The following is a 24,089-nucleotide window of genomic DNA, read 5'->3' on the forward strand; positions in this document are numbered from 1 at the left end:
ATGACCGGAGAGTTTCGCCAGTACCTGTTCGACCACGACCATCCCCGATTGGCGGACGTGCGGGGAATGGACCCGTACACGTACCGAAAAGCCGCGCGTGAGGAGGGCACCTTCACCGGGGACCTGGTTGCCGGGTGGGCTCCGCTGTATCTGAACGACTTTCGAGGCGTTACCGAGGATGGAACACTGCGTGAGGGTGTCCACGACTTCGAGCCCGCCCGCCCGGGCGAAGAGGCTCCGGTCGCGGCAATGGTGGCCGCGGCGCAGGGTTTTCTCGCAGCACTCGATCCTGAATCACGAACCAGCGTGAGCTTTCCGGTCGATGCTCCGCAATGGCAGACCTGGGCCAACCCCGAGTTCATGCAATTCGATACCGGCCTGCGTCTGGAGTTCCAGCCGACCGAGGTGCGCGAGAAGGCACTGGCTCTGATGGCAGCGTCGTTGAGTCCGGAAGGATTCGAGCTTGCCCACACGATGATGTTGATCAACGGTTTTCTCGGCGAGGTCGTGGGCCTGCAGAGCATCCTGAGCGAATTCAGTTACAACATCGCCCTGTACGGCACGCCCAACCTCACGGAGCCGTGGGGATGGCATGTGTTCGGACACCACATGGCAGTGAACTGCCTTGTCGTGAACGGCCGAATGGTGGTCACTCCCGCCTTCCTCGGTGCCGAGCCGAACGAGATCGACGAGGGGCCGTACGCCGGCACCGAGTCGTTCGCGCCCAGAATCGATCTCGCTATTCGCCTGATGAACACGCTCACGGCCGAGGAGCGCAGTGCTGCAACGGTGTACGAGAACATGGTGGATCCGGCCATGCCGCGCGGCAGAGTGCATCCCGGCGACGAGCGACATCTAGCCGGTGCATTCCAGGACAACCGGCAGATCCCGTTCGAGGGCGTTCGAGTCGCCACTCTGTCCGGTGGTGCGCAAAAAATTGCTCTGGACATCGTCGAACGATTCATGGCCCTGCTGCCGGCAGGCCCGCGCGCAGCCAAAATGCGTGAGGTCACCGAACATCTACCCGATACTTGGTTCTCGTGGATCGGTGGGCACCAGCCGGGCGACGTCTTCTACTACCGGATTCAGTCGCCGGTCGTCATCGCGGAACTCGATCATCACTGCGGTGTGTTTCTGAACTACGACACCCCGAAACCGTTCCACATCCATACGGTCCTGCGGACACCGCACGGCAACGACTACGGACGTTCGTGGGTTCGGCAGTGGCAGCGGGCCCGGCGGTGAGCGAAGCCGCCGATGTCGTCGACGCTGTTGCGCGTCATCGAATCGCGAACCTGCTCAACAGCTACACCGACATCGCCGACCGTAAGGATCTCGATGCCGTGGTCGATCTGCTCGGTGGTGCGCGGGTGCAGTTCCCGCATCGCAGTTACTCCTCACCGGACGCGGCGCATGGTTTCTTCGCCGACCTGTGGGCGGGGCCTACCGGTCACCGACACGACACCAGCAACCTGCGGGTGTTTCCGGGTGACGCGGAGCGATGGAACGCGCATGCTCACTACACGCGGTGGATTTTCGACCCGGAACCGGTTCTGCACACGCTCGGTGAGTACACACTGGAGATCGATGCAGCGGACTGGTCGATTCGCGCGTTGACGGTCACCCGTACGTGGACGAAAGGATGAGGCAGTGGCAGATATCGGTCGAGCCACCCTGGTGCTCGACGCCATCGCCGAAAGTCAAGAATCTCTCACGCTGACCGAACTCGCCACTCGCACAGGGCTACCGAGGTCGACGGTGCATCGTATCGCTCGATCCCTCGAGAACGAGCTGTTCGTCGTGCGGGGCCAGGGTCGTCCTGGGTACGCACTCGGACCCGGTCTGCTCAAGTTCGGTATGAATGCTCATCTGCGCCTCCTGTCCACCAACCGTCCGCAAATGGTGCGCGTTGCCCGCGCGGTCAACGAAAACGTCGAACTCGCCGTTTTCAGCGGTCGAGAAGTGGTCGTCGTGGATCAACTTGCTTCGCCGGAGCGGCTACGTGGAGTGACCAAGGTCGGAAAGAGTTTCTCGCTCCATGCCAGCTGCATCGGCATGGCGCTCCTCGCGCACCTGCCGGCCAAGCAGGTGGACGACCTGATGTCTCTGCCGCTCCGACAGTTCACGGCCAACACCGTCACCGACCTGGAGGAGCTCGAACGCAGGTTGGTCGATATCCGCCGTACGCACATCGCTGTCGACGTCGAAGAGCACGACCTCGGTATCTGCGCCGTGGGAACAGGATTCATCGGGCCGACGGGGGCTTTGCAGGCGGTGAGTGTGGTCATGCCGACGACTCGATTCGCACAGAAGCGGGCGCATGCGATCGAAGAGTTGCAGCGCATCAATCCGGCGGTCCACGTCTCGTCGATCGAGGATGTCGCCCCTTACTGACGTTTTACGCCCCGCTGGGTACCACTGCTGCGGTGTAACGATCGCCATGGCCGTTCGCACGATCTTCGTGCCGCGCCAGCGCTGATCGATCGGCGAAGAACAACGCGACGACGGCCACGAGGCAGAGACCGGCGGACGAAGCGAAGAGCGAAAACAGGCCACTCGCGCCGCCGACGGCGATTGCACTTCCTCCGAGGACCGGTCCCAGAAACGCCCCGATGAAGGACGTGCCGTTCGACCAGCCCAGTGCGGTGGCGCGGACCGGGAGCGGAAAGATGTCGGCGGTGGTGGTGTGCACCAGATTCATCGTCGAGTGCCCGCCGATTCCCATCAAGGCCACGCAGGCGATGGTGGTCGCCACCGATTGTTCCGCCACGACGATGCCGATCAGCCCGAAGAGCGTGCACGAGCTGGTGACGATCGAGATCAGTGCAGATCCGTGTCGATCGGATGCCCACGCGGTGGCGAAGGACCCGGCAACCGCAGCACCGGTGAGCGTGAACATGATGAGCAGTGCGCTGCTGAGCGAGTACCCGATGTCGACCATCGCCTGGGTGCCCCAGACGTTGAGGCCCTGCCACGCAACCATGTTCGCAACGGCGCAACCGGCAATGATCAGTGTCGCGGTCAGGCCGCGCCCGACGAACATGGTCCGTAGTTTCTGCGTGGTCGACCACGATCGTCCGGCTACTTCCTGCGGAGTGTCGGTTGGAATCGTCATCAGTGCGACGGCGAGCATGATCGCGACAGCGGTGCCGGCTCCGACGAAGAACATGGGGCGCCATCCGAACGCCGGGAGTATCGGTATGGCCAGCAGCGAGGCAACCACTCCGCCGAGCGGGATTCCGGCCATCGTGACTGTGACGACCAACGACGCGTGCTTCGACGCCGAGCTGTTGCGTGCCGCCGTCATGGCACTGGTCAGCGCCCCGCCTATTCCGAATCCGGTGACGAACCGCGCTATCGCGAGCATGGGGACGCTGGTCGCGCACCCGGTCAGGACAGCACCTAGCGCGAATACTCCGATTGCGATCAGCAGCACGTTCTTTCGGCCGACTTTGTCGGCCACCCATGGGGCAAGTACCGATCCACAGATGGCCCCGATGTAGACGAGTCCACCGACGAGACCCGCCTGCTGGTCGGTCAAGCCGAGAGAGGCGTCGCCCAGGAGAAGCGGTACCACCGATCCGAATACGATCAGGTTGAAGCCCTCGATGACGGTGATGAACATGCACAACACGATGACGCGGGTGTGCGATCGGACTTCTGCGTCGGCGGGTGTGGTGCGGGACGATGTCGGGTGCATTGACTTCTCCGGATTCAAGGGGATCGGGCTCGACTGACCATCGTGATCCTGCCGACGAGATGTGATCCAAATAACACCCCGTCCCGATTTCCGAGACACTTCTGCGTGCAATCGACCCGAAGCAGACCGCCGGAGAACTGTCCCGAAAATCGGGACGCGCACAGTGACCGGCGCCGTATCAGCCGCCATCGTCATAGCTATGACCATCAGTGAGCCGACGTCCGGCGCAATGGGTACCGATGTGTTGATCGTGGGATTCGGACCGGTGGGGAAACTGCTCGCCGTCAAGTTGGGCCGGCTAGGACACGTCGTGACCGTCGTCGACAAGAACCACGCCGCCTACCCACTCCCGAGGGCGGTGACCCACTGCTCGGATGTCGCCCGCATTCTTCAGTCGGTCGGGCTGGCTCCGGACACGATCCCCGGCATCACGGTCCCGTACGACGACATGTATCGCTGGCGCAACAGCACCGGACAGACGCTGCTCGAAGTCGACTGGAGCGGGCGCGGTGAATCCGGTTGGTACAACACGTATTTCTTCAACCAGCCGGACCTCGAGCGCGCCCTCGACGAGATCGTCGAGGGCCTGGACACCGTTCGCGTGCTCCGCGGGTGGGAAGCGACGTCGCTCTCCCAGAGTGTCGTCGACGCGACGGTCACGATGCGCGACAACGCCTCCGGTGACGAACGGTCGATCAGTGCCGACTGGGTCATCGGAGCGGACGGCGCGAACAGCAGAATCCGATCGCTGGTTGACATCGAGTGGCACAACGACGGGTATTTCTTCGACTGGCTCGTGGTGGATGTGAAACCGCGTGAGGGGGTCGATTTTCCGCACATTGCGACACAGAACTGCGATATTCGGCGACCCTCGACGATGGTTCCCGGCGGTCCGGGTCGCCGTCGCTGGGAGTTCATGCGTCTGCCCGGTGAGTCCAAAGAGCAACTCGATCGGGCGGATACTGCATGGGAGTTACTCGAGCCCTACGGTCTGACGCCGGACAACTCCGACCTCGAGCGTCATTCGGTCTACACGTTCCAGTCCTGCTGGGCGACGCAGTGGCGCGTGGGCCGCGTTCTGATCGCCGGTGACGCTGCCCATCTGATGCCACCGTTCGCCGGGCAGGGTCTCGGGGCCGGGGTGCGCGACGTCATGAACCTGTCGTGGAAGCTCGATGCCGTCTTGGCGGGACGTGCAGAGCACAGCCTGCTCGACACCTACGGGACCGAACGTATCCACCACGCGGTGGCGTTCGTGAAGTTCTCGACCTCGCTCGGCGAGGTCATCTGTATCACCGACGTGGACGAGGCGGTAGAGCGAGATCGCCGGATGATCGCTGAATGGGAAGCCGGAATGAAGCCGTCGGCCCCGCCGCGCCCAGGACTGGGCGAGGGAGTTCACACCGGACCCAACGGCGGAACGCTGGCTCGTCAGGGTCTCATCGGCGTCGGCGTCGACGGCACGGTGATGATGTTCGACGATGCGTTCGGGGGTCCCGGGGCGGTGATCACACGCTGTGCCTCGGCGCTCGCGTCGCTCACTTCGGAGACTCGTGAAGAATTGCAGGACATGGGAATCAGCGTCGTGGCGCTGTCCGATGTCGACGACGTGAACGGCAGCTACGGCGAGTGGCTCGATGAGTTGGGTGCGGACACTCTTCTCATCCGACCGGATTTCCATCTGTTCGGAACGAGTGCGGCAACCGAGACGGTCGGTCTGATCGAGGATTTTCTTCGGCGCGTGAAAGGCAAGGTGGTCAGTGCGGCCCGCGCTTGCTGATCGAGGGAAGTCATCTTCATGTGGCAGTGCGGTGCTCGTTCCGCGGTGGCTTCGATAACGTTCGGGAACGAGGTCCCCACGGTCGTCCCATGTTCTCGACACCGACCGACAGGAGGGCGTGCGACCTGAGCTGAGGGGGCAGGGCATGCGCTCGTCGTCCACCGTAGGGTTGACCGCAGTAGGTGCCATCAAGGCAGCCCACCCGGACAAGGAAGTGCTTGCGGACCTCGAGACCGCGGACGCCGGATTTTTGAGAGCCGATATCGCCTTCGCGGCCGGTGCCGACCTCGTGACGGTGCTCGGGTCTGCCGGTGACACCACCGTGAACGGTGCCGTCACGGCAGGGGTCGAGCACGGAGACGTCGAGAATTTCGAGCGCGAGAATCCTTTGCTGTCGGTGCCCTGTGCGACTCTGCACAGCATGGCGATCTGCATGGCGTGCGATCTGGAAATGCTCGATTCGGTGGGTTGCACTTGGCGACCCAGTCGAATACCGAACGGAAGGAGAAAGTGTCACGACTGTGGCACCCCGCCGGGAGCGCTTCACCACCCTGGGTGTGACGGCGAGCGGTGCCGATGTGGGCAGATGCTCTCCTGCGGCAGCGGGTGCGCAGTGGATGAGTGCGAACGTGAAGACGGCCACGACTACGTTAACGCGAGCTGCCGGTGGTGCAACGAACCGTTCGGACAGCTCCGCGTGGTGGACGGCCGATGACCCTGCGGCCTGCGGATTGTTGTGCTGGTGGTTCGAGTCCGTCCCGGAGGTGGTGAGAAACTCCAGGTCGGTTGCGGCAAAACTGTTGGTGCGCAATCGGAACAGTGGCAATCCGGCGTGACGGTATCTGGGTGATCTCATCGGTCGATTGCCGAGCGCTGACCGGACGTCGCCGGCGACACTGCGACTGAAAGCCACGAGCCGTAGCGAATGCCACCACTCCGGCGACAGCAAGACGCACATCGCCTTGCATATGGGCTTTCGCGATCGAATGTGCTACTCGCGGGTGTAGAACTGAAGCATGACCGAGCAGTGATGTTTCGCTGCGAGGGTCGTCATGCGGACCGTCCGCTACGCGTCGACCATGCCCCGAGGTCGTGCGCGGAAACGACACCTGCGACCGAAGGAACACGATGTCCGAACTGGCACAGACCCGCCCAGGAATCGACGTACCCGCTCCGCCGGTTTTCGAGTCGGTGGACGACGAACGGCAGCACCGAAAGCAACGACTTGCGGCCGCTTTCCGGCTCTTCAGTCAGTGCGGCTTCGACGAAGGGGTGGCGGGGCATATCACCGCCCGTGACCCAGAGAAGACCGACCATTTCTGGGTCAACCCCTTCGGTATGCATTTCAGCATGATCAAGTCGAGCGATCTGATCCTGGTCGATCACGAGGGTCAGATCGTCGAGGGCAATCGTCCGGTCAATCGTGCTGCTTTCGTCATCCACTCCCAGGTGCACGCGGCTCGACCGGACGTGGTTGCGGCCGCACACGCACATTCGTTGTACGGCAAAGCGCTGTCTAGCCTGCGGATGGGGCTTACACCTCTGACTCAGGACGCTTGCGCGTTCTACGACGACCACGCCGTGTTCGACGACTACACGGGTGTCGTTGCCGAGTTGGAAGAGGGTAGAAAAATTGGTGAAGCACTCGGTCAGCGCAAGGCGGTTGTGCTGTCGAACCACGGTCTGCTCACGGTCGGTCGGACCGTGGACTCCGCGGCGTGGTGGTTCATCACAATGGAGCGGTCCAGTCAGGCGCAGCTCATCGCCATGGCAGCAGGTGAACCGAAACCGTTGGATGACGTGACGGCGAAGCTGACGTACAACCAGGTGGGTCTCGAGTACGCAGGGTGGTTCCAGTTTCAGCCGATGTACGACCGAATCGTCGCGCAGTACCCAGAATTGATGGACTGAACTACTCCGGCCACTTTGTCTCTGTTTGAGCTGCCGAAACTCCGCTCAGCGGAGCGGTTTCGAGACTTTGCGACGACTGCAGCTCGACGTTCTTCGATCAGCGGTTTTGTGACGACACTGTGCCTTCGGGTGCCGAAGACTCTGCCGAACATCGTCTGTCGGGTCGCAACGCGAGTTCGGTTCGCAGTGAGGCGATTTGGAAGGTCAGTTCGGCCACCTGCTGTTGAGTCGCAGCCTGGTTCGCGTCGTCCTGTTCGGCTACCTTCTGGACGAGCCACGACGCCAAGGTTGCCGTGACGACTCCGAGCAGCGCGATGCCTGCGACCATCAGCCCGACGGCGATGAATCGGCCCGTCGCTGTGGATGGTGAGAAGTCGCCGTAGCCGACCGTTGTGATAGTCGTAGTTGCCCATCACAGGGCATCGGGGAAGGTCTTGATACTGCCGGCCGGTGTGGTGCGTTCGGCGTCGAACATCGCGAGTGACGCGACAAAAACCAGCATCAAGGTTCCGGCGACGGCATAGGTGACTACCCGACCACGGAGAGCGCCACCGATCGAGCGTTGCAGCAAACTCACCAGTGTGAGAAGGCGGAGCAGTCTCAGCGGACGCAGTACCGGCAACGCGACGATTGCAAGTTCGTGCAGGTGCAGAAAAAACCAGCGCATGCGTTGCTCCGCAAGGGCAAGTCGCACGAGGTAGTCGATCCCGAACAATGCCCAGATCGCGAGGATCGCGTACTCGGCGACGTGTGCGCCTGTGCCTGTCTGCTGGCTCAGCACAGTCCATGTGTAGATCGCAAGGAACGTCAGAGCTGATCCGGCAAGCAGCCATTCGGTTGCTCGCTCCCAATGCTGATAGTTCATGAGCGGGGACTGTACTGCGGCACCGGGCCTGACTCATTTCTGTGCTCGCCCAGATTGCGCCGGGCGGTCGGTAGGTCGAATGAATGAATTGTCGGGTGAGGACGACTATCGCCGAAGCAGTTTTGCATAAGCTGCACGGTTCGAGTCCGTTTTGTCCGACAGGAGCGTGTCAGCGTGAGTTCACCCATTCTCGTCAAGGGTCAGAACATTTCTCTACCGGACGACGTGACCGAGTTGGATGTCATCGTGTCCTGGGTCGACCCGGAGCGAGATCTCGATGCGTCTGCGCTGCTGGTGAATTCGAGCGGGCATGTTCGGTCCGATGCAGACTTCGTCTTCTACAACCAGCCGGAGTCCGAGGACGCGACCGTACGCTACCGCGGGAGCAGTAGCACCGACGAAGGAAAACAGGAACGAGTATCGATCCATCTCGATTCTCTCGCAGCCGAAGTCGACAAGGTGGTCATCGCGGGCAGCTCCGACGATGTTCCGTTGGGTGACTTCGGCAAACTGTCGATGCAGGTGCGGGATCAAACCGGTTCGGTGCTCGGGGAGTTCCTGACCGCCGATGCGTCGTCGGAACGCGCGTTGGTGTTCGGAGAGGTGTACCGGAGGAACGGAGCGTGGAAGCTGCGCGCGGTCGGGCAGGGCTGGGAATCCGGATTGGGTGGTTTGGCACAGAGCTTCGGCGTCGACATCGACGACAGTGAGCCCGAAGCGTCAGCGAACGATGTGGTCGTTGTCGAGGTCGCTGATTCGCACGTGCAAGCCGTCGACACGACCGGCGAGATCGTCGACGTCTCGGTCGTCGATGTCGAACCACCGAAACGCGGCGTTCGCACCAAGAAGCCGATTGCCAAGAAGGTCACGCCGCCTCAGTTCACCCTGGCCGGGGGAGAAGGGTGGCAGACAGCTCGCCTGTTCTCCGTTTCCGGTGTCGGATCCGGTGAGGAGCAGGAGAAGAGGGCCACCTCGGCATTGATCGCCACGATGCAGGCGGTTCGTCCGTTCGCTCGCGCAATCTGCGCACATGCCGGAGCGCCATCCGGTCCCTTCGAGGGATATCTCGAAGTGCAGTTCGCCAAGGGCGAGGGCAAGGTCATTCCCGACGGTGTGTTCCGTGTAGCTCGCGCGGGCCAAGTGTGGACCGCGTTACTGGAAGTGAAGACCGGCACCGGCAAGCTACAGAAGGAGCAGCTCGAGAATTACCTCGACGTCGCAAAACGACACAGGTACGAGACCGTTCTGAGTTTGTCCAACGACATACCGGCCTCTGCCGGTGAGCTCCCGGTCCAGGTGAACAAGACCAAGCTGAACAAGGTATCGCTGCGCCATATCTCGTGGTCCGAGGTCATTCACGAGGCTCGAATGTTGTTGTCACACGGCGACCTTGCGGATTCTCTGCAGGTATGGATTCTCAGCGAGTTCGTCCGGTATCTGACCCACCCGAAGTCCGGTGCGACGGAGTTCGTCGACATGGGTCGCCACTGGGTGGCAGTTCGTGACTCCGTCACCGCCGGAACCCTTCGTTCGAGTGATGTCAAAGCCTTGTCAGTCGCGAATACATGGGCGTCGCTGTCCAGGCACCTGGCATTGAGGATGACTGCCGACCTCGGCGTTCCGGTGAAGCACCACCTCCCGAGAAAGTTCAGTGCTGACCCTCAGGCACGCAACGAGTACATCGTCGAGCAGCTCGTTGCTTCCGGCTGCCTTGCGACCACGTTGCGCATCCCTGATGCCGCGGGAGATGTCACCGTCGAAGCGGATATGCGGACCAACAAGATTCAGTGCAGTACCGCTATCGACGCGCCGACCGAAGGAACCGCGCTTCGACGAGCGTCGTGGCTACTCAAGCAATTGAAGAACGCTCCCGCCGACATCCTGGTCGAAGCCGTGTTCGCAGACCCAGGCGAAGTGTCGTGCGAGAACCTGGCGACCGTACGAGCGGATACGAGATCGTTGACCGCAGGCCGGACCAGTGAACTGCAGTACTTCACGTTGACGTCACCGACCAAGATGGGCAGCAAGCGCTCCGGATCGGCGGCCAGCTTCATCGGCAGCGTGACCGACGGTCTTGACGCCTTCTATCGCGACGTCGTACAGCCTCTGAAGCCATGGGTTCCTTCGGCCCCCGGAGCTCATTCTGTCGAGACTATGGATGACTGAGTAGCCGAGTTCTCGGAGCACTTCACGGCGGGATGCATCACAACCGACCCCTCGAATACGCGTTTGGATGTCCAGTCGGTTCAGGCAAAGTGAGTTCTGTGCGAACGTCATGATTGAGGATGACGAACAGTGGGCACCCGGTAGACATGACAGACAATGCCAAGGTCACAGTCGAACGCACCATCGAGGCACCCGTCGACGCAGTATTCGACGTCCTGTCCAATCCCGAGCGGCATCAGGCGCTCGATGGATCAGGCTTCGTACGCAGCGTGGACCACGCCGATCGGATTCAGAAGGTCGGCGAGAAGTTCACGATGAACATGCAGGGCGATCACATGGGCGGCGAGTACCAGACCGATAACGTGGTGAGCGGCTACATCAAGGACAAGCTGCTCGCCTGGAAGACAGCACCCGCCGGCAACGAGCCTCCCGGCTGGGAGTGGTTGTGGGAGTTGGAGTCGCAGGGTCCCAACGAGACCTTGGTGCGCCATACCTACGACTGGTCCAAGGTCACGGACAAGAAGCTGCTCGAGCAGATCAAGTTTCCGTTGGTCACAGAGGATCAGCTGAACGACACTCTCGCTCGCCTCGCAGTGGAAGCGACGTCGTGATCGTCTGAGATAGAGATCGATCGACGACAAAGGCCGGCCCCTCGGGGCCGGCCTTTTGTGTGTCCCGCTCAGGCCTGCTCGCGTGAGCACCACCAGGTGGTACGTCCGCCGACTGTCCCGCGGGTCATGGGCGCACCACACCGAGGACATGCCGCATCCGCTTTACGGAACGGAATGATGTCCCCGGTGTGCACTCCGCCCTTCTTGATCGCCGATCTGATCGCGCGACGCAGAATCACCCGAAGCTCGTCGAGTTCCTCTGTCGTCAGCGTCTTGGCGCGTCTGGACGGTGATTGTTCGCTCTGCCACAGCACCTCGTCGGCCAGCAGATTACCGACCCCTGCGATCGCGGCCTGATCGAGCAGCCTCGCTTTGAGAGGTGCACCGCTGGAACCGATTCGGTGCCGGAACTCGTCGCGCGTGATCTCCGCGGCATCCGGTCCGAGAGCATCGATGTCGGGCTCGAGTCGAACCCGGCCGAGGCGGCGCTTGTCGAAGAGCCGAAGCTGGCCGCCATCGTCGAACGTCATGGAGAAGCGCGTCCACTCCGGCTTGTCTGTTGCACGCTCACCGACGTGAGGATCACCTCCGCCTTACTTCGACGTCCGCTCGCCGTCGGGAGCAGTAACGATGATGCGTCCACCCATGCCGAGATGAATGCCCAGCGTCGGTCCGGGGGAGCCGTCGGCCGTGACGGTTTCGCACCACATCGCCTTGCCACGGCGGCAGGCCTCGCTGAGCTTTCCGCCCGTCAGGGCGCGGGCAATATCGCCCGGCATGTGCGGTCGACACTCGAAGGTGTCTGCGTCGTCGATGTCGACTATGACGCGACCGAGCGCTTTTTCCACTACTTGACGGGCGTTTTCGACTTCGGGGAGTTCCGGCATGGATCCCGTGTACCCGATCGACGAAAATCAATCGGTGATCGGCACCGAAAACATCGGAATCCGCGTGTGGCACTTACCGGGTGGAGTCCGAGTCCGCAACCAGGGGTCCGAGTTCGGCGTCGAGCACTTTCTGCACAACGCGCATCGCCGCCAGCGCGGCCGGTGCTCCGCAGTAGCCCGCTGTGTGGATGACGGTTTCGGTGATTTCGGTTCTGGTGAGGCCGTTGCGAAGCGCCCCTCGTACGTGGCCCGCGAGTTCCTCGTGTGCGCGCAGCGCGATGAGGATTCCTAGATTGAGCAGACTGCGGCTGCGGTGATCGAGTCCGGGGCGGGTCCACACACCTCCCCAGACGGTGTCGGTGACGAAATCCTGCAGTGCGGCGGAGGGTGCCGCCAGATCATGTCAGGCGCTGGTCAGCGAGGTCTCGATTTGGCCGAGGCCCATGTTTCAGCGATGAAGGGGGTGGAGTATCGAACACGCTTGCTCAGTGACTCTTTGGCGGCAGCTTGAATGAAACATCCTCGTGCACTTGCTGTTTGCGCATCCATTGTCCTCGGGGTTGCGATCACGATCGTCTCGACCGGCGGCACCGCCACTCCGGGCTTGGCCACTGTGTCCGTCCCGTAGGAGTCACCTACTCCGGCGACGCGTCTGGTCGACCCGTGTCCGTATGGGATCAGCACGATCGGGTGGGGCGATCCCCGGTTTGCGTGTAGCTCCCATGAACGCCGAACCGCCGACCGAGCCTTCTATTCCGTGAAGGCGTCCGCTTCGCATCCTGGAGCGAAGCAAGCGAGCGATCGCGACGAAGACAACAAGAACCGCGATTGAGACGACGAGGACCAATACAGTGTTCACAGTTGCTCTCCCGGCTCGTCCGTACTCCCTACCGTCGGACATCATCGCGCCGCTGTCAAACGCCTATGGCTTTGTCGAGCTCGAGAACGCTGCCTATCGGATCAGCGACCAGGCGATGCGTAGGCGTCCGTGGACGCGTGGTCACTGGGTGGTTGTTCATCGCGGGTGGCTTCGAGGAACAGCTGGAGAAAGGACGAATGTTCGCGGCGTTCCCGGGTCGATTTCTTTCCCTGAGGCTCTTCGGATTGCTGAGGCATGGCGATTCGTGTCCCTCCCGTATCGGCTGTGCGGAGAACTCGCGTCATTCCTGACTCCGGCGAACAGTCTCAGATTCTGAATAGTCAAACAACTGAGATAGTACCCACTGTGTCGAGGAGAATCGATCGACTACCGCTGTTCGGCGGCGGCGAGGTTGACCATCGAGTGGGCCGACCTCGGAATGGTCGAGAAGGCCGGTGCAACGCGTTCGCGGACGGACTGCCGTATTCGGCGTGTTACGTCGGCGTCGAGAAACGCTACGCGTAGCAGATTCGATCCTGGATAATTGTTGGGAGACAGTGTGATTCCGATCGAATCGCAGCCAGCAGTGCTCGTCGGTCGTGAATCAGCGGCTGCCGAGCACTACCCGAACAGTAGCCCGCAGATACCAGGGACAAGACGGACTCGTGATTCGGCGGTGATGTGCCAACTCCGGAATGCACTCGTACAAGGTGCACTCGAACGGCAAGGAGACCGCACCTGGCCGGCATCGTCGAACACCGTTCCGACGACAGTCACGAGGCGAATCCGGTCGGTCGTCGGCCTACAGGGTTCACATTCCGGCGGCGGTCGGGGGTTCGATCAGCATTCTCTTGATGACCTTGCCGGTCGCAGTGCGGGGGAGTTCGTCCAGAAACGTGATGTCTCGGGGAACGCAGAAGCGGCTCAGCCGGTTTCGAATGTAGGCACGCACCATGTCTGCATCGAGACCTGCGGCGCCGCGTCCGACGACGAACGCTGCAAGACGTTGTCCGTACTCGCTGTCGGGCACACCGACCACTGCCACCTCGCCGACCTGAGGGAGATTGGCGATGGCATCCTCGACCGGTCCCGGAAATACGTTCTCGCCACCGGAAATGATCATCTCGTCGTCCCGACCGCACACGAACAATCGCCCGTTGCAGTCGATGTACCCGAGATCTCCGGTGTCCATCAACGCGGCTCCACGTGCAGACGCAGTGGGCGGAGGTTCGGCGTTGGTGTAGCCGTCGAACAGCATGTCGTTCCCGACGAAAATGCGGCCGAGGCTGCCCACCGCCATGGGGGTGCCGTCGGCATCGAGCACCGCGATGGTCGTGCCGAGCGGCGGACGTCCTGCGGTGCCAGGGGACGCGCGCAGGTCGTCGGGTGTGGCGATCGTGGCCCACGAGACCTCGGTGGACCCGTAGAAGTTGTAGAGAATGTCGCCGAAGACGTTCATGAAGCGGCTGACTGTCGACGCGGTCAACGCAGAACCGCTGCAGGCGACGACGCGCAGGCTGGAGGTGTCGTAACGGGATCGCACCGACTCGGGCAGATCGAGGATGCGCTGAAGCATGATCGGCACGGCTATCAAAGAGGTGCAACGGTGCGTTTCGATTGCGCGCAGACAGTCTTCTGGATCGAACCGATCCTGGAGAACTACCGTTGCGCGCAGGGGCGTGCTGATCTGCAGTGCAGCCAACCCCCAGCTGTGAAACATCGGGGCCGCGATGAGCATCCGCTCGTTCATCCGGAGAGGCATCCGCGACAGCATGGCCGCGATGGTGCCGAAGCCTCGTGGTGTGGGACGGAGTGCGCCCTTCGGCGCCCCGCTGGTCCCCGATGTCAGGACGACGACCGATCCGGGGCGATCGGGTCTGACGAACGTGGCGGACGGCGATGCGACGAAATGCTCCAAGGTACGTCGACGCGGAACGGCGGTGTGCGCGGAGAGGCTGACTCGGGTGACGTCCTCAGGGAGGTACCGAATCGTCGTGTCGAATTCGTCGTCCAAGAACAACATCCGAAGCTGGTGGCGGGCGGCGATCGCCTCGATCTGACGGGCCGCGAGGCCGGTGTTGAGTAGCACTACCTCGACGCCGAGCATGCCGCATGCGACGGTGCATTCGATCATCGCCGAGTGGTTTCGGGCCAGTATCCCGACGGTGCTTCCCGGGCGAATATCGGATGCTGCGAGACCTGCAGCGATGCGATGCGACCGGTGGTGGATTTCCGAGAACGTGCGGGTTCCACGGTCGTCGATCACGGCGATCTCATCGGGTGACTTCGCTGCCGCTGCCGCGAATCCGCCACCCAGAGTGAAGCCCCACTTCGACAGGGAGTTCAACTGTCTGTACGCGCGGTCGGGGCGCGCAGCACGAACGACACCGGTCGCGACCATTGTCTTCAGAATCGCCAGTTGTAGCGACCGCGAGTCTCCACTGTTCGACACTATCGACGTCGGGGTACCGGAAAGAGAATTCTCCAGTCTGCGAAGACCCCCCATGACCCAATCTACGACAGCGCGGTTGTGTTCGGGCTGGGGTGCATACGCCCCGCCGAGACCTGCCCTGAACACGGTCACATCGATCTTGGTCTCGCCGGCCGATCGTCTCGTCAGGGTGAATCTGACGAATCCACCGGACTCGGTGTGCTCGATTGTGATGATCGGTTGATTACGCCGGTTCACCACGAGCTCGAGGTTGTGCTCGACGCCGCCGACGCCGCATCGATACCCGGTAGCGGTGTCACGCAACGTGCAGTATTCGAGACCGGCGAAGTAGCGTGGGAACAACTCGACCGCGCTCAAGACCTCGCACACCTGCTCGACGTCGTGTGCGAACACAACCTTGCAGTCGATGACGTCCGAAACCATTCCCCACCCCTGTACTCGCCGAGGCGGACGACAACGTCGCATCAGCACCGACCAGGGGATGGCGGCGAGCACTTGGAACGGGTCATCCGCCTGGATGAAATCGCTATCGTAATCCCTACGCACGTTTCGTGGGCGAAATCTGCCGATCTCGGTTTCCTGCTGGTCGAGTGTGTCCAGCGGTCAGAACTGAATACCCAGCGACCACGCGAACACCGTGTAGGCGGCAACGGTGATCAATGCGATGGCGATCAGATTGAGCCAGAATCCACCTCGCATCATCTGGCCGATCGTGATGTAGCCGCTGGCGTAGGACACCGCGTTGGGCGGAGTGGCTACAGGCAGCATGAAAGCGCAGGTCGCTGCCAGTGCGACGGGGACGGTCAGTACCAGAATGTCTATGTCCATCCCCATGGCGACGCCGCCTGCGACCGGCAGGAAAGTCGCCGCAGTTGCCGTGTTGCTGGCGATCTCGGTCAGGAAGATGATGGCCGCGGTTGCCACCATGACGAGTAGAACCACCGGAATCGTGTCGAGACCGCCGGCGACACTGCCGATCCACTCGGTGAGGCCACTCGACTCGAACTGGGCAGACAGCGCGAGCCCGCCGCCGAAGAGCAACAGCACACCCCACGGCAGCTTCACGGCCGTTTCCCAATCGATGAGGCGCACAACCTTCTTGCTTCCGCTGGGGAGCAGAAACAGCAGCAGCGCCGCAGTCATCGCGATGCCGGTATCCGAGATCGGTGGACTGTCGAAGAGCAGTGGAACGTCTACCCAGGAAGCGGCTGCGGCCAAGAAGATGATCGCCACTCGAATTTCGCCCTGCGACATCGCTCCCAGCGAGTCCAGTTCGCCTCTGATCAATTGTTTTCCGCCGGGGATGTCGTCGCTCTCGGGCTTGAACATCACATGGGTGAGCAAGAACCACGTGATCACCAGCAGGACGACGGCAAGTGGAACACCGGCAACCATCCACTGCAGGAATCCGATCGTGACTCCCTGGCCCTCCAGGTAGCCCACCAGCAAAGTGTTGGGTGGAGTGGCGATGATCGTGCCCAGGGAGCCGATCGACGCAGCGTAGGCAATTCCCAGCATCAGTGCGGTGCCGAAATTGCTCTCGATCACGGCCTCGGTGATCGTCTTCTCGTCCGGAGCAACGTTCTCGCCCGATCCGGATCCGTCCGAGTCATCGATCGCTCCAGCCTTTTTGCCGATATCGAGTACCAGTACCAACACCGAGACGCCGATCGGAATCATCATCACCGCGGTGGCCGTGTTGGAGACCCACATCGACAGAAAACCAGTGGCAATCATGAAACCGGCGATCACCATCGTCGGCTTCGTTCCCGTGGCGTTCACCGTGAGCAAAGCGATGCGTCGATGCAGGTTCCATCGCTGCATGGCCATTGCCAGTAAGAAACCGCCCATGAACAGGAAGATGATGTTGTTGCCGTAGGAGGCGCCCACATCGTTGACAGCGACGCCGGAATCGAAGACCGGAAAAATGACGAGCGGCAGCAGTGCTGTCGCGGGAATCGGAACAGCTTCGGTCATCCATCAGATCCCCATCAATACCGCCGTACCGGCGGTCAGTCGAGCCGGATGGGCGACGTCGTCAGGGAGAACTGCGTAGACGAGAACTGCAATAAGGCCTACGTCGAGTCCGAACCACTGACGCTTTCTGCGGCCCGGCTGAACCTCGACTTCGCGCTCACCGGCGGATCGCTGATCGACCTCGTCGAAACTGTGGCTGTCGGACTGGCGACCAGCTTGTACTTCGTCGCCCAATTGCGTCACGGGGACCTCCTCATGCTCGACGTCCCGTCAGCCTAACGTCTGAAATGACCGATATATCCCGTTCGATCGTTGTTGGATGCCGATTCAGTGGTCGGGCAGGGATCGGTGGTTGCCGTCAACGACTTGCGAAGTCCCAGATGTCGCTGAAAGGAACGGTGCGGCCCAGGATTCGTTCTGCGGCGCGATGTCCTGACTTCATTGCTGCGGTGACCGTTGCCGGGTCATCGGTCCAGGTGGCCTCACCCGCGAGATGCAGGACGCCACCGATGGGCGTGGCGAGATCGTCGTGATCGCGAGTCCGGGAACCGACCGTCATGTAGGAGTACGAACCGTACGAGAACGGATCGTCCTGCCACCGAGTGACATACACACTGTCCGGCGGGACGACGCGGTGGCCGTAGATGCCACGCAACGTGTGGATGATCGAGTCCCCGATACGTTCGTCCGACCAGTGTCGGGTCTGCTGTGCACAGGGCCCCGCTGCGAACGTCAACAGCGTGGGTCTGCCATTCGGCTGGGTCACGTCGTACCACGAGTGCCACCAGCGCCCGGCTTCGCCCTGCTGCCGTATTGCGTAGACGTTCTCGTCCCAGAACTTCACCGGGAACCGGAGGAACACTTTCTCGAAGGCGTTCATGTCGAGCCGGTCGAGAGCACCCGAAACTGGTTCTGGTAGCGGAGGTTCGACGGTGAAATTCGGCGACTTCAGTACCCCGATCGGCACTGTCACCACGGCGCGATCAGCCGAGAACGAGCCTGCTGCGGTTGTCACGACCACTCCCTCGTCGCCCCAGCGGACCTGCGTGACCTCATGTCCGAGTCGGACGTCCAATCCCTCGGTGAGACAGACGGCGAGTTCGTCGTAGCCGTCGGGAAACACGACTTCGTCGCCGTCGATGGCGTCGTCGTCCAAACCGTGTGCGTCGAGATCCCCCTGGGCTACCCCCAGCTGTTCCTCGGCTCGATGGCCGAGAAATTCGCGCACTCGGTCCAGACGGTCTACGTCCCAATTGAGCTGAGTCAGAGTCGCTTCCACCGCATCACCGAACGATGTCCGTGGAGAGGACTGGTCAACGGTCCTGGCGAACGGACCGTCGAAGTCGTGAACGTCGGCGGCGAATCGTGCGGCGGCGGACTCGCTCAACCTGACACCGGTAGGGGAGTAGTACGCAATGGGTCGGCCATCGGGTTGATAGCTGCCCACCGTGAACTCGACTGTCTGCATACCGAAAGCTCGCACGGCGTCGGCGAGGGGGTTGTTGTCGATCCCGTGAATCCAGGACGCACCGACGTCGAAGGGGTTGCCGTCGCCGCGCACCGTCCACACACGACCGCCCACGCGATCACGAGCCTCGAGAACGACTACTCGCCGACCCGCACGGTGCAGAATCCTGGCTACGGTTGCACCGGAGATTCCCGCTCCCACCACGATCGTGTCGAAATGGGTCATAGTTGCTCCGATCACGTGGTGGGCCTGCTCAGTTTCCTCGACCGGGATTTCCCGGACCCGAATTGCCGTTGCCGGGGTTTCCCGGACCCGAACTGCTGTTTCCGGGGCCTGAATTGCCGTTGCCGGAGTTGCCGGGGCCTCCGTTGCCGGAGCCCGAATTGCCGTTGCCGTTGCCGTTGTTGGTGCCGGGGCTTTCGTTTTGCTGTGGTGCGGCAGGTGCAGCGGGTTGGATCAGCACCGGATTCGACGATGGCGTCACCTCGGCGTCGGTCGGGTTCGGGACGGTGGCTACCGGAGGCTCAGTCACCTGCGTCGTGGGCACCGCGATCGTCGACTCGTACGGTATCGGTGTCGGTGTCGCCGGTGTAGCAGGCACCTGACCCGGGTCGTCGCTCGCGCTGGACGCGATCCAGATGATGCCCGCTCCGAGCGCAAGGACGAGCGCGGCCGCCGCCCCAGGAACCATCCACCGTCGACGCGGAGGACGGTGTGCGGTGCCGACCGGGTCAGCAGCCGCAACCACGTGTGTGCGCTCGACAGGTATCACGGCAGTCGGGGGGAGCGGGGTTGCACTTCGGAGGATCCTGCGCAGTCGGTGCGCGACCGCAGCTGCGTCCGGGCGGTCCTCCGGCTGCCGAGACGTCATGGCCGTCAGCAGCGAGTGCCACTCCGGCCCGAGTTCCTGGGGAACGGCGGGATCACGGTGCAGTCGCGCTACCGCGGCGGCCACCGCGCTGCCCTCGAATACCATTGTGCCGGTGAGGCACTCGATGAGGACGAGGCCGAGCGTGTAGATATCGGTCGGCGGTCCCGCAGACGTACCGGTCGCCTGTTCCGGGCTGAGATAGTGCGCGGTGCCCACTGTGGTGCCGTGCTCGGTGAGGCGATCGGAGTCGACGATGCGGGCGATGCCGAAATCGGCCAGTTTCGCGCACTGCCCCGCCCCTGAGTCCGGGGCGTGCGCGATCAGGATGTTGGCTGGTTTGATGTCTCGGTGCACCACACCCCGGTCCTGGATGTACGCGAGCGCCTCCGCCAGCTCGCTTCCGATGCGCGCGACGTGGACGGCGTGCATCGCCCTGTTCTGGCGAAAGCTGTTCAGCGTCGGTCCGTCGATCAATTCCATCACCAGATAGGGCGACGGAATTCCTGTGGCGTCCGGGGCAGTCCCTGCGTCGTACAACGTGACCAGGCCCGGATGCGACAGTGACGCCAAGGTTCGAATTTCCGCGTCGATCCGTTCAACCGTGTCCACCGGCTCGCCGTGGCGGAATATCTTCACTGCCACGGACCTGCCGAGGACCTGGTCTTCTGCGCGCACGACGTCGGCCATCGCGCCGCGCCCCAGCACTGCGCCCAGTCGATATCGATCCGCGAACAGACGATCCTGAGCAGCGCGGAAACGGGCGTCCTCCGCCATCGTGATTCACCCGCCGTTCGTCGACTACTCCGAGCACCTTATAGCCAACCGATCGTCGTTCGGAGTGCAGTCCGTTCTCGACACTGCGGTTCCGTCGGGCATGATGATTCACCGGGTGGGGGACAGACCGAGCAGGCGTCGAGGAAGGTCCTACCCATGCGTCCCCAATCGACGAATGCGCAGATATCGCCGATGTCGATCGACATCACGTCGGCCTACCAGCCGATAGTTTCTTTGGACGACCGCGCCGTGGTGGGGTACGAGGCCCTCGTGCGGACCAGCAGCGACGGTCCGTCCATTGCTCCGCCGGAACTCCTGCGCGCTGCACGGGAGCAGCGTGTGTCCGCCGACTTCGACTGGCGGTGCAGAGCGAGCGCCCTGCACGGTGCCGTCGAGGCCAGATATCCCGATGAGCTGGCGCTGTTCGTCAACGCCGAACCCACCGCCCTCGACAGTCCGCCACCCGGAGACCTCCTGCCGCTGATCGCCGAGGCAGCGAGGCTGTCGATCACCGTCGAAATCACCGAACGAGACCTGATGGGCGATCCGGCCGGTCTGCTGAGGGCGGCCGAGCACGCCCGAAATTTGGGTTGGCGGGTCGCAATCGACGACGTGGGTGCAGACTCGTCCAGCCTGGCGTTGATCCCGTTGTTGCGTCCCGACGTGATCAAGCTCGATATGGCCCTCGTGCAAGAGCGTTCGACCGACCAGACTGCTGCCATAGTTGCTGCCGTCGCCGCCGAGGCCGAGCGCACCGGTGCCCTCGTGTTGGCCGAGGGAATCGAAACCGACACACACGAAAGCTGCGCACGCGACATGGGTGCCGTTCTGGGGCAAGGTTTTCTCTACGGCGCTCCGGGGCCACTGCCGGACTTCGACGACGTTTCCTACCATGCTGGATCACTCGAGCTCGATGCGACTGTCACCGTCCGCGCTCCGGTCGCGGTGACACCCTTCGGTCTCACCCACCAGCTCGGTGCCCGCAGGCACGCCGAGGCAACGTTTCTCGAGGCCATCGAGAACAGCCTGCTGAACAGTGCGTTCGGCACCGGACCGTCGACGGTCGTGTTGACAACAGTGAACGTGTCGAACCGGCTGACGCCCGCACGTGCCGCCGTCCTCGACGATCTGGCTGCGCGCACCGCTCTCGTGGCAGTTTTCGGCTGCGATCCAACGCTGATGCAGCACCGCTTTCGGTCGGTGCCGGTGGGTGAGAACGAGCCGTTGGCGCTGGAGCGCTCGACAGTGATCGTGGCGCCGATGTCGAGCGTGGCATTGATCGCTGTCGAATGTGGTGTCACGCACGATGGCGCGACGCTCTACGACTACCGCCTGACCTACGACCGCGACGTCGTACTCGACGCGGCCACAGTGCTTCTCAGGCGGATTCCTGCTCGGCCTACGCCGTGATCGCCGATGCGCTCGGTCAAGTTCAGGTAAACACTCACTAGAAAAAAGGTAAACGGCTTCGGTAGCGCTCCCCGTGCTGTTCACTCGTCGGTATGAGTTCTCACCCCCTCGACAGCGACTTTCTGGCCGCAGATGGAGGCACACTCAGCTCCATCGAGACTGCGATCAACAATGCGTTCGATCCGATCTCCGCTGCAGTGTCCAACTTCGTCTTCTTCACCGTGAACATCGGTGGTGCCGCTGTTCCCTTGATCGTGCTGTGGCTGATCCTCGGTGCCGTCATCTTCACGGTGACCTTCAAGTTCATCCAGTTCCGCGGGATCAAGAGATCGTTGATCCTGGTGAGCGGAAAGGAACACGAGGCCGATGCGCCGGGGGAAGTGAGCCACTTCCGGGCCCTGACGGCCGCAGTGTCCGGAACCGTCGGACTCGGCAATATCGCAGGTGTCGCGGTAGCAGTGACGCTCGGTGGCCCAGGTGCCACGCTGTGGATGATTCTCGCGGGCGTGCTCGGCATGGCGTCGAAATTCGTCGAGTGCACGCTCGGTGTGAAGTACCGAGACATCAACGAGGACGGGACCGTCTCCGGCGGACCGATGAAATACCTCACCAAGGGACTTGCCGAGCGTGGGCTTGCGAAGGTCGGCAAGGTGATGGCCGTCTTCTACGCCATCATCATCACCTTCTTCGCCATCAGCGGTGGCAACATGTTCCAGGCCAACCAGACCTACGCTCAGGTTCGCTCGGTCACCGGCGGCGAGGACGGATTCCTCGGCTCCGACGGCGCAAAAGCCGTGTTCGGGCTCGTTGTCGCGCTGATCATCGGGCTCGTCATCATCGGCGGGATGAAGTCGATCTCGGCCGTGACCGCCAAGCTCGTTCCGTCGATGGCGCTGATCTACATCGTCGCGTGTGGTGTGGTCATCGCCGTCAACTTCCGCTCCGTCCCGACCGCGTTCGTCGCAATCTTCGAGGGTGCGTTCTCGCCCGAGGGCGTGGCGGGCGGCGTACTGGGTGTCATGATCATCGGATTCCAGCGGGCCGCATTCTCCAACGAGGCCGGGCTGGGATCTGCGGCCATCGCACACTCGGCCGTCAAGACCAGACACCCGGTCACCGAGGGCTTCGTGGCAATGCTCGAGCCCTTCATCGACACAGTCGTCATCTGCACCGCGACCGCGCTGACCATCGTCATCGCCAATACCGTGTCCTGGCAGGACCAGCGGGCGATCGTCGCCGAGACCGGTGAACTACCTGCCGGCGGCGTGACGCTGACCTCGGATGCATTCGAGACCGTTCTGCCGTGGTTCCCGTACGTGCTCACGCTTGCGGTGGCGCTGTTCGCGCTGTCGACGGCGATCACGTGGGCGTACTACGGGCTGCAGGCATGGACGTCGCTGTTCGGCCGTAGCCGTTTCTCTCGCAGCTTCTTCAACATCATGTTCTGTGTGTTCACCGTCATCGGAACAGTGCTCTCGCTCGGCTCGGTTCTCGACTTCGCCGACGCCACGCTGTTCCTGCTGGCGCTGGTCAACATCACGGGCCTGTACCTGCTGTTGCCGGTGGTCAAGCGTGAGCTGTCCGAGTACATGGCGATGCGTCGCGGCGAGCAGGAGAAGGTCGACGCCGAGGTCTGAGAAACGGCGGATCGTCGACACGAAGGGTCGGCGTCGACCCGCAGAATGTGCTTGGCTCATCCCTGACGGAGGGGGACGAGTGAAGATCGACTTCAAGAAGACGCTCGACGCATATTCGGCGCGACACAACACCTTTCGTACCCTCGTCGTTCCGCCGCTGACCTACCTGATGATCGACGGACACGGCGATCCGAACACCGCTCCGGAGTACGCCGAAGCAATCGGGGCGCTCTACCCGGTGGCGTACACACTGAAGTTCGCCAGTAAGAAGAACCTCGACCGGGACTACGTCGTCCCGCCGCTCGAGGCGCTGTGGTGGGCCGAGAACATGGTCTCGTTCACCACTGCCCGCAACAAGGCCGAGTGGAACTGGACCGTCATGATCATGGTGCCCGACTGGATCGATCGAACGATGTTCGAGGCGGCGGTGGCGTCCGCCGGCGCGAAAGGCACGTCCGAGGCGTCGACCAGAGTTCGGTTGGAGACCCTGAACGAGGGACTGTGCGTGCAGACGCTGCACATCGGGTCATACGACGACGAGACGCCGGTGCTGGCCGAACTTCACGATTCGTACATCCCCGATGCCGGACTGACGATGACCGGCCGACACCACGAGATCTACCTGAGCGATCCGCGCCGGGTCGAGCCCGCGAAACTCCGGACTGTTCTCCGGCAACCGGTTGTGCGTTCAGCGGGGTCGACGAAGCTCTGACACGATGGC

Annotated in this window: 22 protein-coding genes and 1 pseudogene; 11 read left to right on the top strand and 12 right to left on the bottom strand. The window is 62.5% G+C overall.

Features of this window, described 5'->3' with window-relative positions; translation table 11 throughout:
• Genes BH93_RS12955 through BH93_RS12965 form a run of 3 tightly spaced genes read left to right on the top strand, consistent with a single transcriptional unit; the run spans nucleotide 1 to nucleotide 2,394 of the window.
• Nucleotides 1-1,245 (top strand): DUF3500 domain-containing protein, encoded by a 1,245-nt coding sequence (locus BH93_RS12955; RefSeq protein ID WP_037173629.1) that lies wholly within the window; start codon nucleotides 1-3, stop codon nucleotides 1,243-1,245.
• Nucleotides 1,212-1,646, top strand: coding sequence for a hypothetical protein (locus BH93_RS12960; RefSeq protein ID WP_242459195.1), 435 nt, complete (start codon nucleotides 1,212-1,214; stop codon nucleotides 1,644-1,646). Before BH93_RS12955 ends, BH93_RS12960 begins: the two co-directional genes overlap by 34 nt.
• A gap of 4 nt (nucleotides 1,647-1,650) precedes the next feature.
• Nucleotides 1,651-2,394 (top strand): IclR family transcriptional regulator, encoded by a 744-nt coding sequence (locus BH93_RS12965; protein ID WP_037173630.1) that lies wholly within the window; start codon nucleotides 1,651-1,653, stop codon nucleotides 2,392-2,394.
• A 4-nt stretch (nucleotides 2,395-2,398) separates the two neighbouring features.
• Here BH93_RS12965 and BH93_RS12970 read toward each other — a convergent pair whose 3' ends face one another.
• On the bottom strand, nucleotides 2,399-3,700 hold the full coding sequence (locus BH93_RS12970) for an MFS transporter (protein WP_052065067.1): 1,302 nt from the start codon (nucleotides 3,698-3,700) through the stop codon (nucleotides 2,399-2,401).
• Nucleotides 3,701-3,899: 199 nt separating this feature from the next.
• Between BH93_RS12970 and mhpA the strand changes: the two genes are divergently transcribed.
• From mhpA to BH93_RS12985, 3 genes are all read left to right on the top strand, one after another.
• On the top strand, nucleotides 3,900-5,480 hold the full coding sequence (gene mhpA / locus BH93_RS12975; RefSeq protein WP_052065068.1) for a bifunctional 3-(3-hydroxy-phenyl)propionate/3-hydroxycinnamic acid hydroxylase MhpA: 1,581 nt from the start codon (nucleotides 3,900-3,902) through the stop codon (nucleotides 5,478-5,480).
• Between the two features lie 145 nt (nucleotides 5,481-5,625).
• Nucleotides 5,626-6,195 carry an orotidine 5'-phosphate decarboxylase / HUMPS family protein gene (locus BH93_RS27940; RefSeq protein WP_155290938.1) on the top strand — a complete coding sequence of 190 codons (570 nt, stop codon included), beginning with the start codon at nucleotides 5,626-5,628 and terminating at the stop codon, nucleotides 6,193-6,195.
• A 413-nt stretch (nucleotides 6,196-6,608) separates the two neighbouring features.
• Nucleotides 6,609-7,391 carry a class II aldolase/adducin family protein gene (locus tag BH93_RS12985; protein ID WP_037174211.1) on the top strand — a complete coding sequence of 261 codons (783 nt, stop codon included), beginning with the start codon at nucleotides 6,609-6,611 and terminating at the stop codon, nucleotides 7,389-7,391.
• 97 nt (nucleotides 7,392-7,488) lie between these two features.
• Here BH93_RS12985 and BH93_RS28230 read toward each other — a convergent pair whose 3' ends face one another.
• From BH93_RS28230 to BH93_RS28240, 3 genes and pseudogenes are all read right to left on the bottom strand, one after another.
• Entirely contained in the window at nucleotides 7,489-7,719 is a 231-nt protein-coding gene (locus tag BH93_RS28230) for a hypothetical protein (protein ID WP_347402324.1), read from the bottom strand.
• Nucleotides 7,720-7,788, bottom strand: a pseudogene (locus BH93_RS28235) (ion channel); the annotation flags it as partial.
• Nucleotides 7,789-7,803: 15 nt separating this feature from the next.
• On the bottom strand, nucleotides 7,804-8,256 hold the full coding sequence (locus tag BH93_RS28240; protein ID WP_347402325.1) for a hypothetical protein: 453 nt from the start codon (nucleotides 8,254-8,256) through the stop codon (nucleotides 7,804-7,806).
• A 174-nt stretch (nucleotides 8,257-8,430) separates the two neighbouring features.
• On the opposite strand from BH93_RS28240, the gene BH93_RS12995 reads away from it, so the two are divergent.
• Nucleotides 8,431-10,422, top strand: a complete 1,992-nt coding sequence (locus BH93_RS12995) for a TerD family protein (protein ID WP_037173633.1) — start codon at nucleotides 8,431-8,433, stop codon at nucleotides 10,420-10,422.
• A gap of 146 nt (nucleotides 10,423-10,568) precedes the next feature.
• A complete protein-coding gene (locus BH93_RS13000) occupies nucleotides 10,569-11,033 on the top strand; it encodes an SRPBCC family protein (protein WP_037173634.1) in 465 nt (154 codons plus the stop codon).
• Between the two features lie 68 nt (nucleotides 11,034-11,101).
• On the opposite strand, the gene BH93_RS27945 is transcribed toward BH93_RS13000, so the two are convergent.
• The 8 genes from BH93_RS27945 to BH93_RS28130 form a co-directional block, all read right to left on the bottom strand.
• Nucleotides 11,102-11,563 carry a hypothetical protein gene (locus tag BH93_RS27945; RefSeq protein ID WP_242459196.1) on the bottom strand — a complete coding sequence of 154 codons (462 nt, stop codon included), beginning with the start codon at nucleotides 11,561-11,563 and terminating at the stop codon, nucleotides 11,102-11,104.
• 63 nt (nucleotides 11,564-11,626) lie between these two features.
• Nucleotides 11,627-11,920: a DNA-formamidopyrimidine glycosylase family protein gene (locus tag BH93_RS27950; protein WP_242459197.1), complete on the bottom strand. Its 294-nt coding sequence runs from the start codon at nucleotides 11,918-11,920 to the stop codon at nucleotides 11,627-11,629.
• Nucleotides 11,921-11,993: 73 nt separating this feature from the next.
• Complete coding sequence (locus BH93_RS13010; protein WP_080739025.1) at nucleotides 11,994-12,317, bottom strand: carboxymuconolactone decarboxylase family protein; 324 nt, start codon at nucleotides 12,315-12,317, stop codon at nucleotides 11,994-11,996.
• A gap of 1,273 nt (nucleotides 12,318-13,590) precedes the next feature.
• Entirely contained in the window at nucleotides 13,591-15,654 is a 2,064-nt protein-coding gene (locus BH93_RS13015; RefSeq protein ID WP_037173636.1) for an AMP-binding protein, read from the bottom strand.
• A gap of 180 nt (nucleotides 15,655-15,834) precedes the next feature.
• Entirely contained in the window at nucleotides 15,835-17,208 is a 1,374-nt protein-coding gene (locus tag BH93_RS13020; protein ID WP_242459198.1) for an SLC13 family permease, read from the bottom strand.
• 3 nt (nucleotides 17,209-17,211) lie between these two features.
• Nucleotides 17,212-17,451 (bottom strand): hypothetical protein, encoded by a 240-nt coding sequence (locus BH93_RS27955; protein WP_242459199.1) that lies wholly within the window; start codon nucleotides 17,449-17,451, stop codon nucleotides 17,212-17,214.
• A 115-nt stretch (nucleotides 17,452-17,566) separates the two neighbouring features.
• Nucleotides 17,567-18,901: a flavin monoamine oxidase family protein gene (locus BH93_RS13025; RefSeq protein ID WP_037173637.1), complete on the bottom strand. Its 1,335-nt coding sequence runs from the start codon at nucleotides 18,899-18,901 to the stop codon at nucleotides 17,567-17,569.
• A gap of 28 nt (nucleotides 18,902-18,929) precedes the next feature.
• On the bottom strand, nucleotides 18,930-20,321 hold the full coding sequence (locus BH93_RS28130; protein WP_037173639.1) for a serine/threonine-protein kinase: 1,392 nt from the start codon (nucleotides 20,319-20,321) through the stop codon (nucleotides 18,930-18,932).
• A gap of 156 nt (nucleotides 20,322-20,477) precedes the next feature.
• On the opposite strand from BH93_RS28130, the gene BH93_RS13035 reads away from it, so the two are divergent.
• The 3 genes from BH93_RS13035 to BH93_RS13045 all read left to right on the top strand — a co-directional run bounded on the left by BH93_RS13035 (nucleotide 20,478) and on the right by BH93_RS13045 (nucleotide 24,080).
• Nucleotides 20,478-21,731, top strand: a complete 1,254-nt coding sequence (locus BH93_RS13035) for an EAL domain-containing protein (protein ID WP_037173640.1) — start codon at nucleotides 20,478-20,480, stop codon at nucleotides 21,729-21,731.
• 92 nt (nucleotides 21,732-21,823) lie between these two features.
• Complete coding sequence (locus BH93_RS13040) at nucleotides 21,824-23,368, top strand: alanine/glycine:cation symporter family protein (RefSeq protein WP_037173642.1); 1,545 nt, start codon at nucleotides 21,824-21,826, stop codon at nucleotides 23,366-23,368.
• A 79-nt stretch (nucleotides 23,369-23,447) separates the two neighbouring features.
• A complete protein-coding gene (locus tag BH93_RS13045; RefSeq protein ID WP_037173643.1) occupies nucleotides 23,448-24,080 on the top strand; it encodes a GyrI-like domain-containing protein in 633 nt (210 codons plus the stop codon).
• Nucleotides 24,081-24,089 lie beyond the last annotated feature (9 nt).

This window comes from Rhodococcoides fascians A25f, from assembly GCF_000760935.2.
Lineage (GTDB): Bacteria > Actinomycetota > Actinomycetes > Mycobacteriales > Mycobacteriaceae > Rhodococcoides.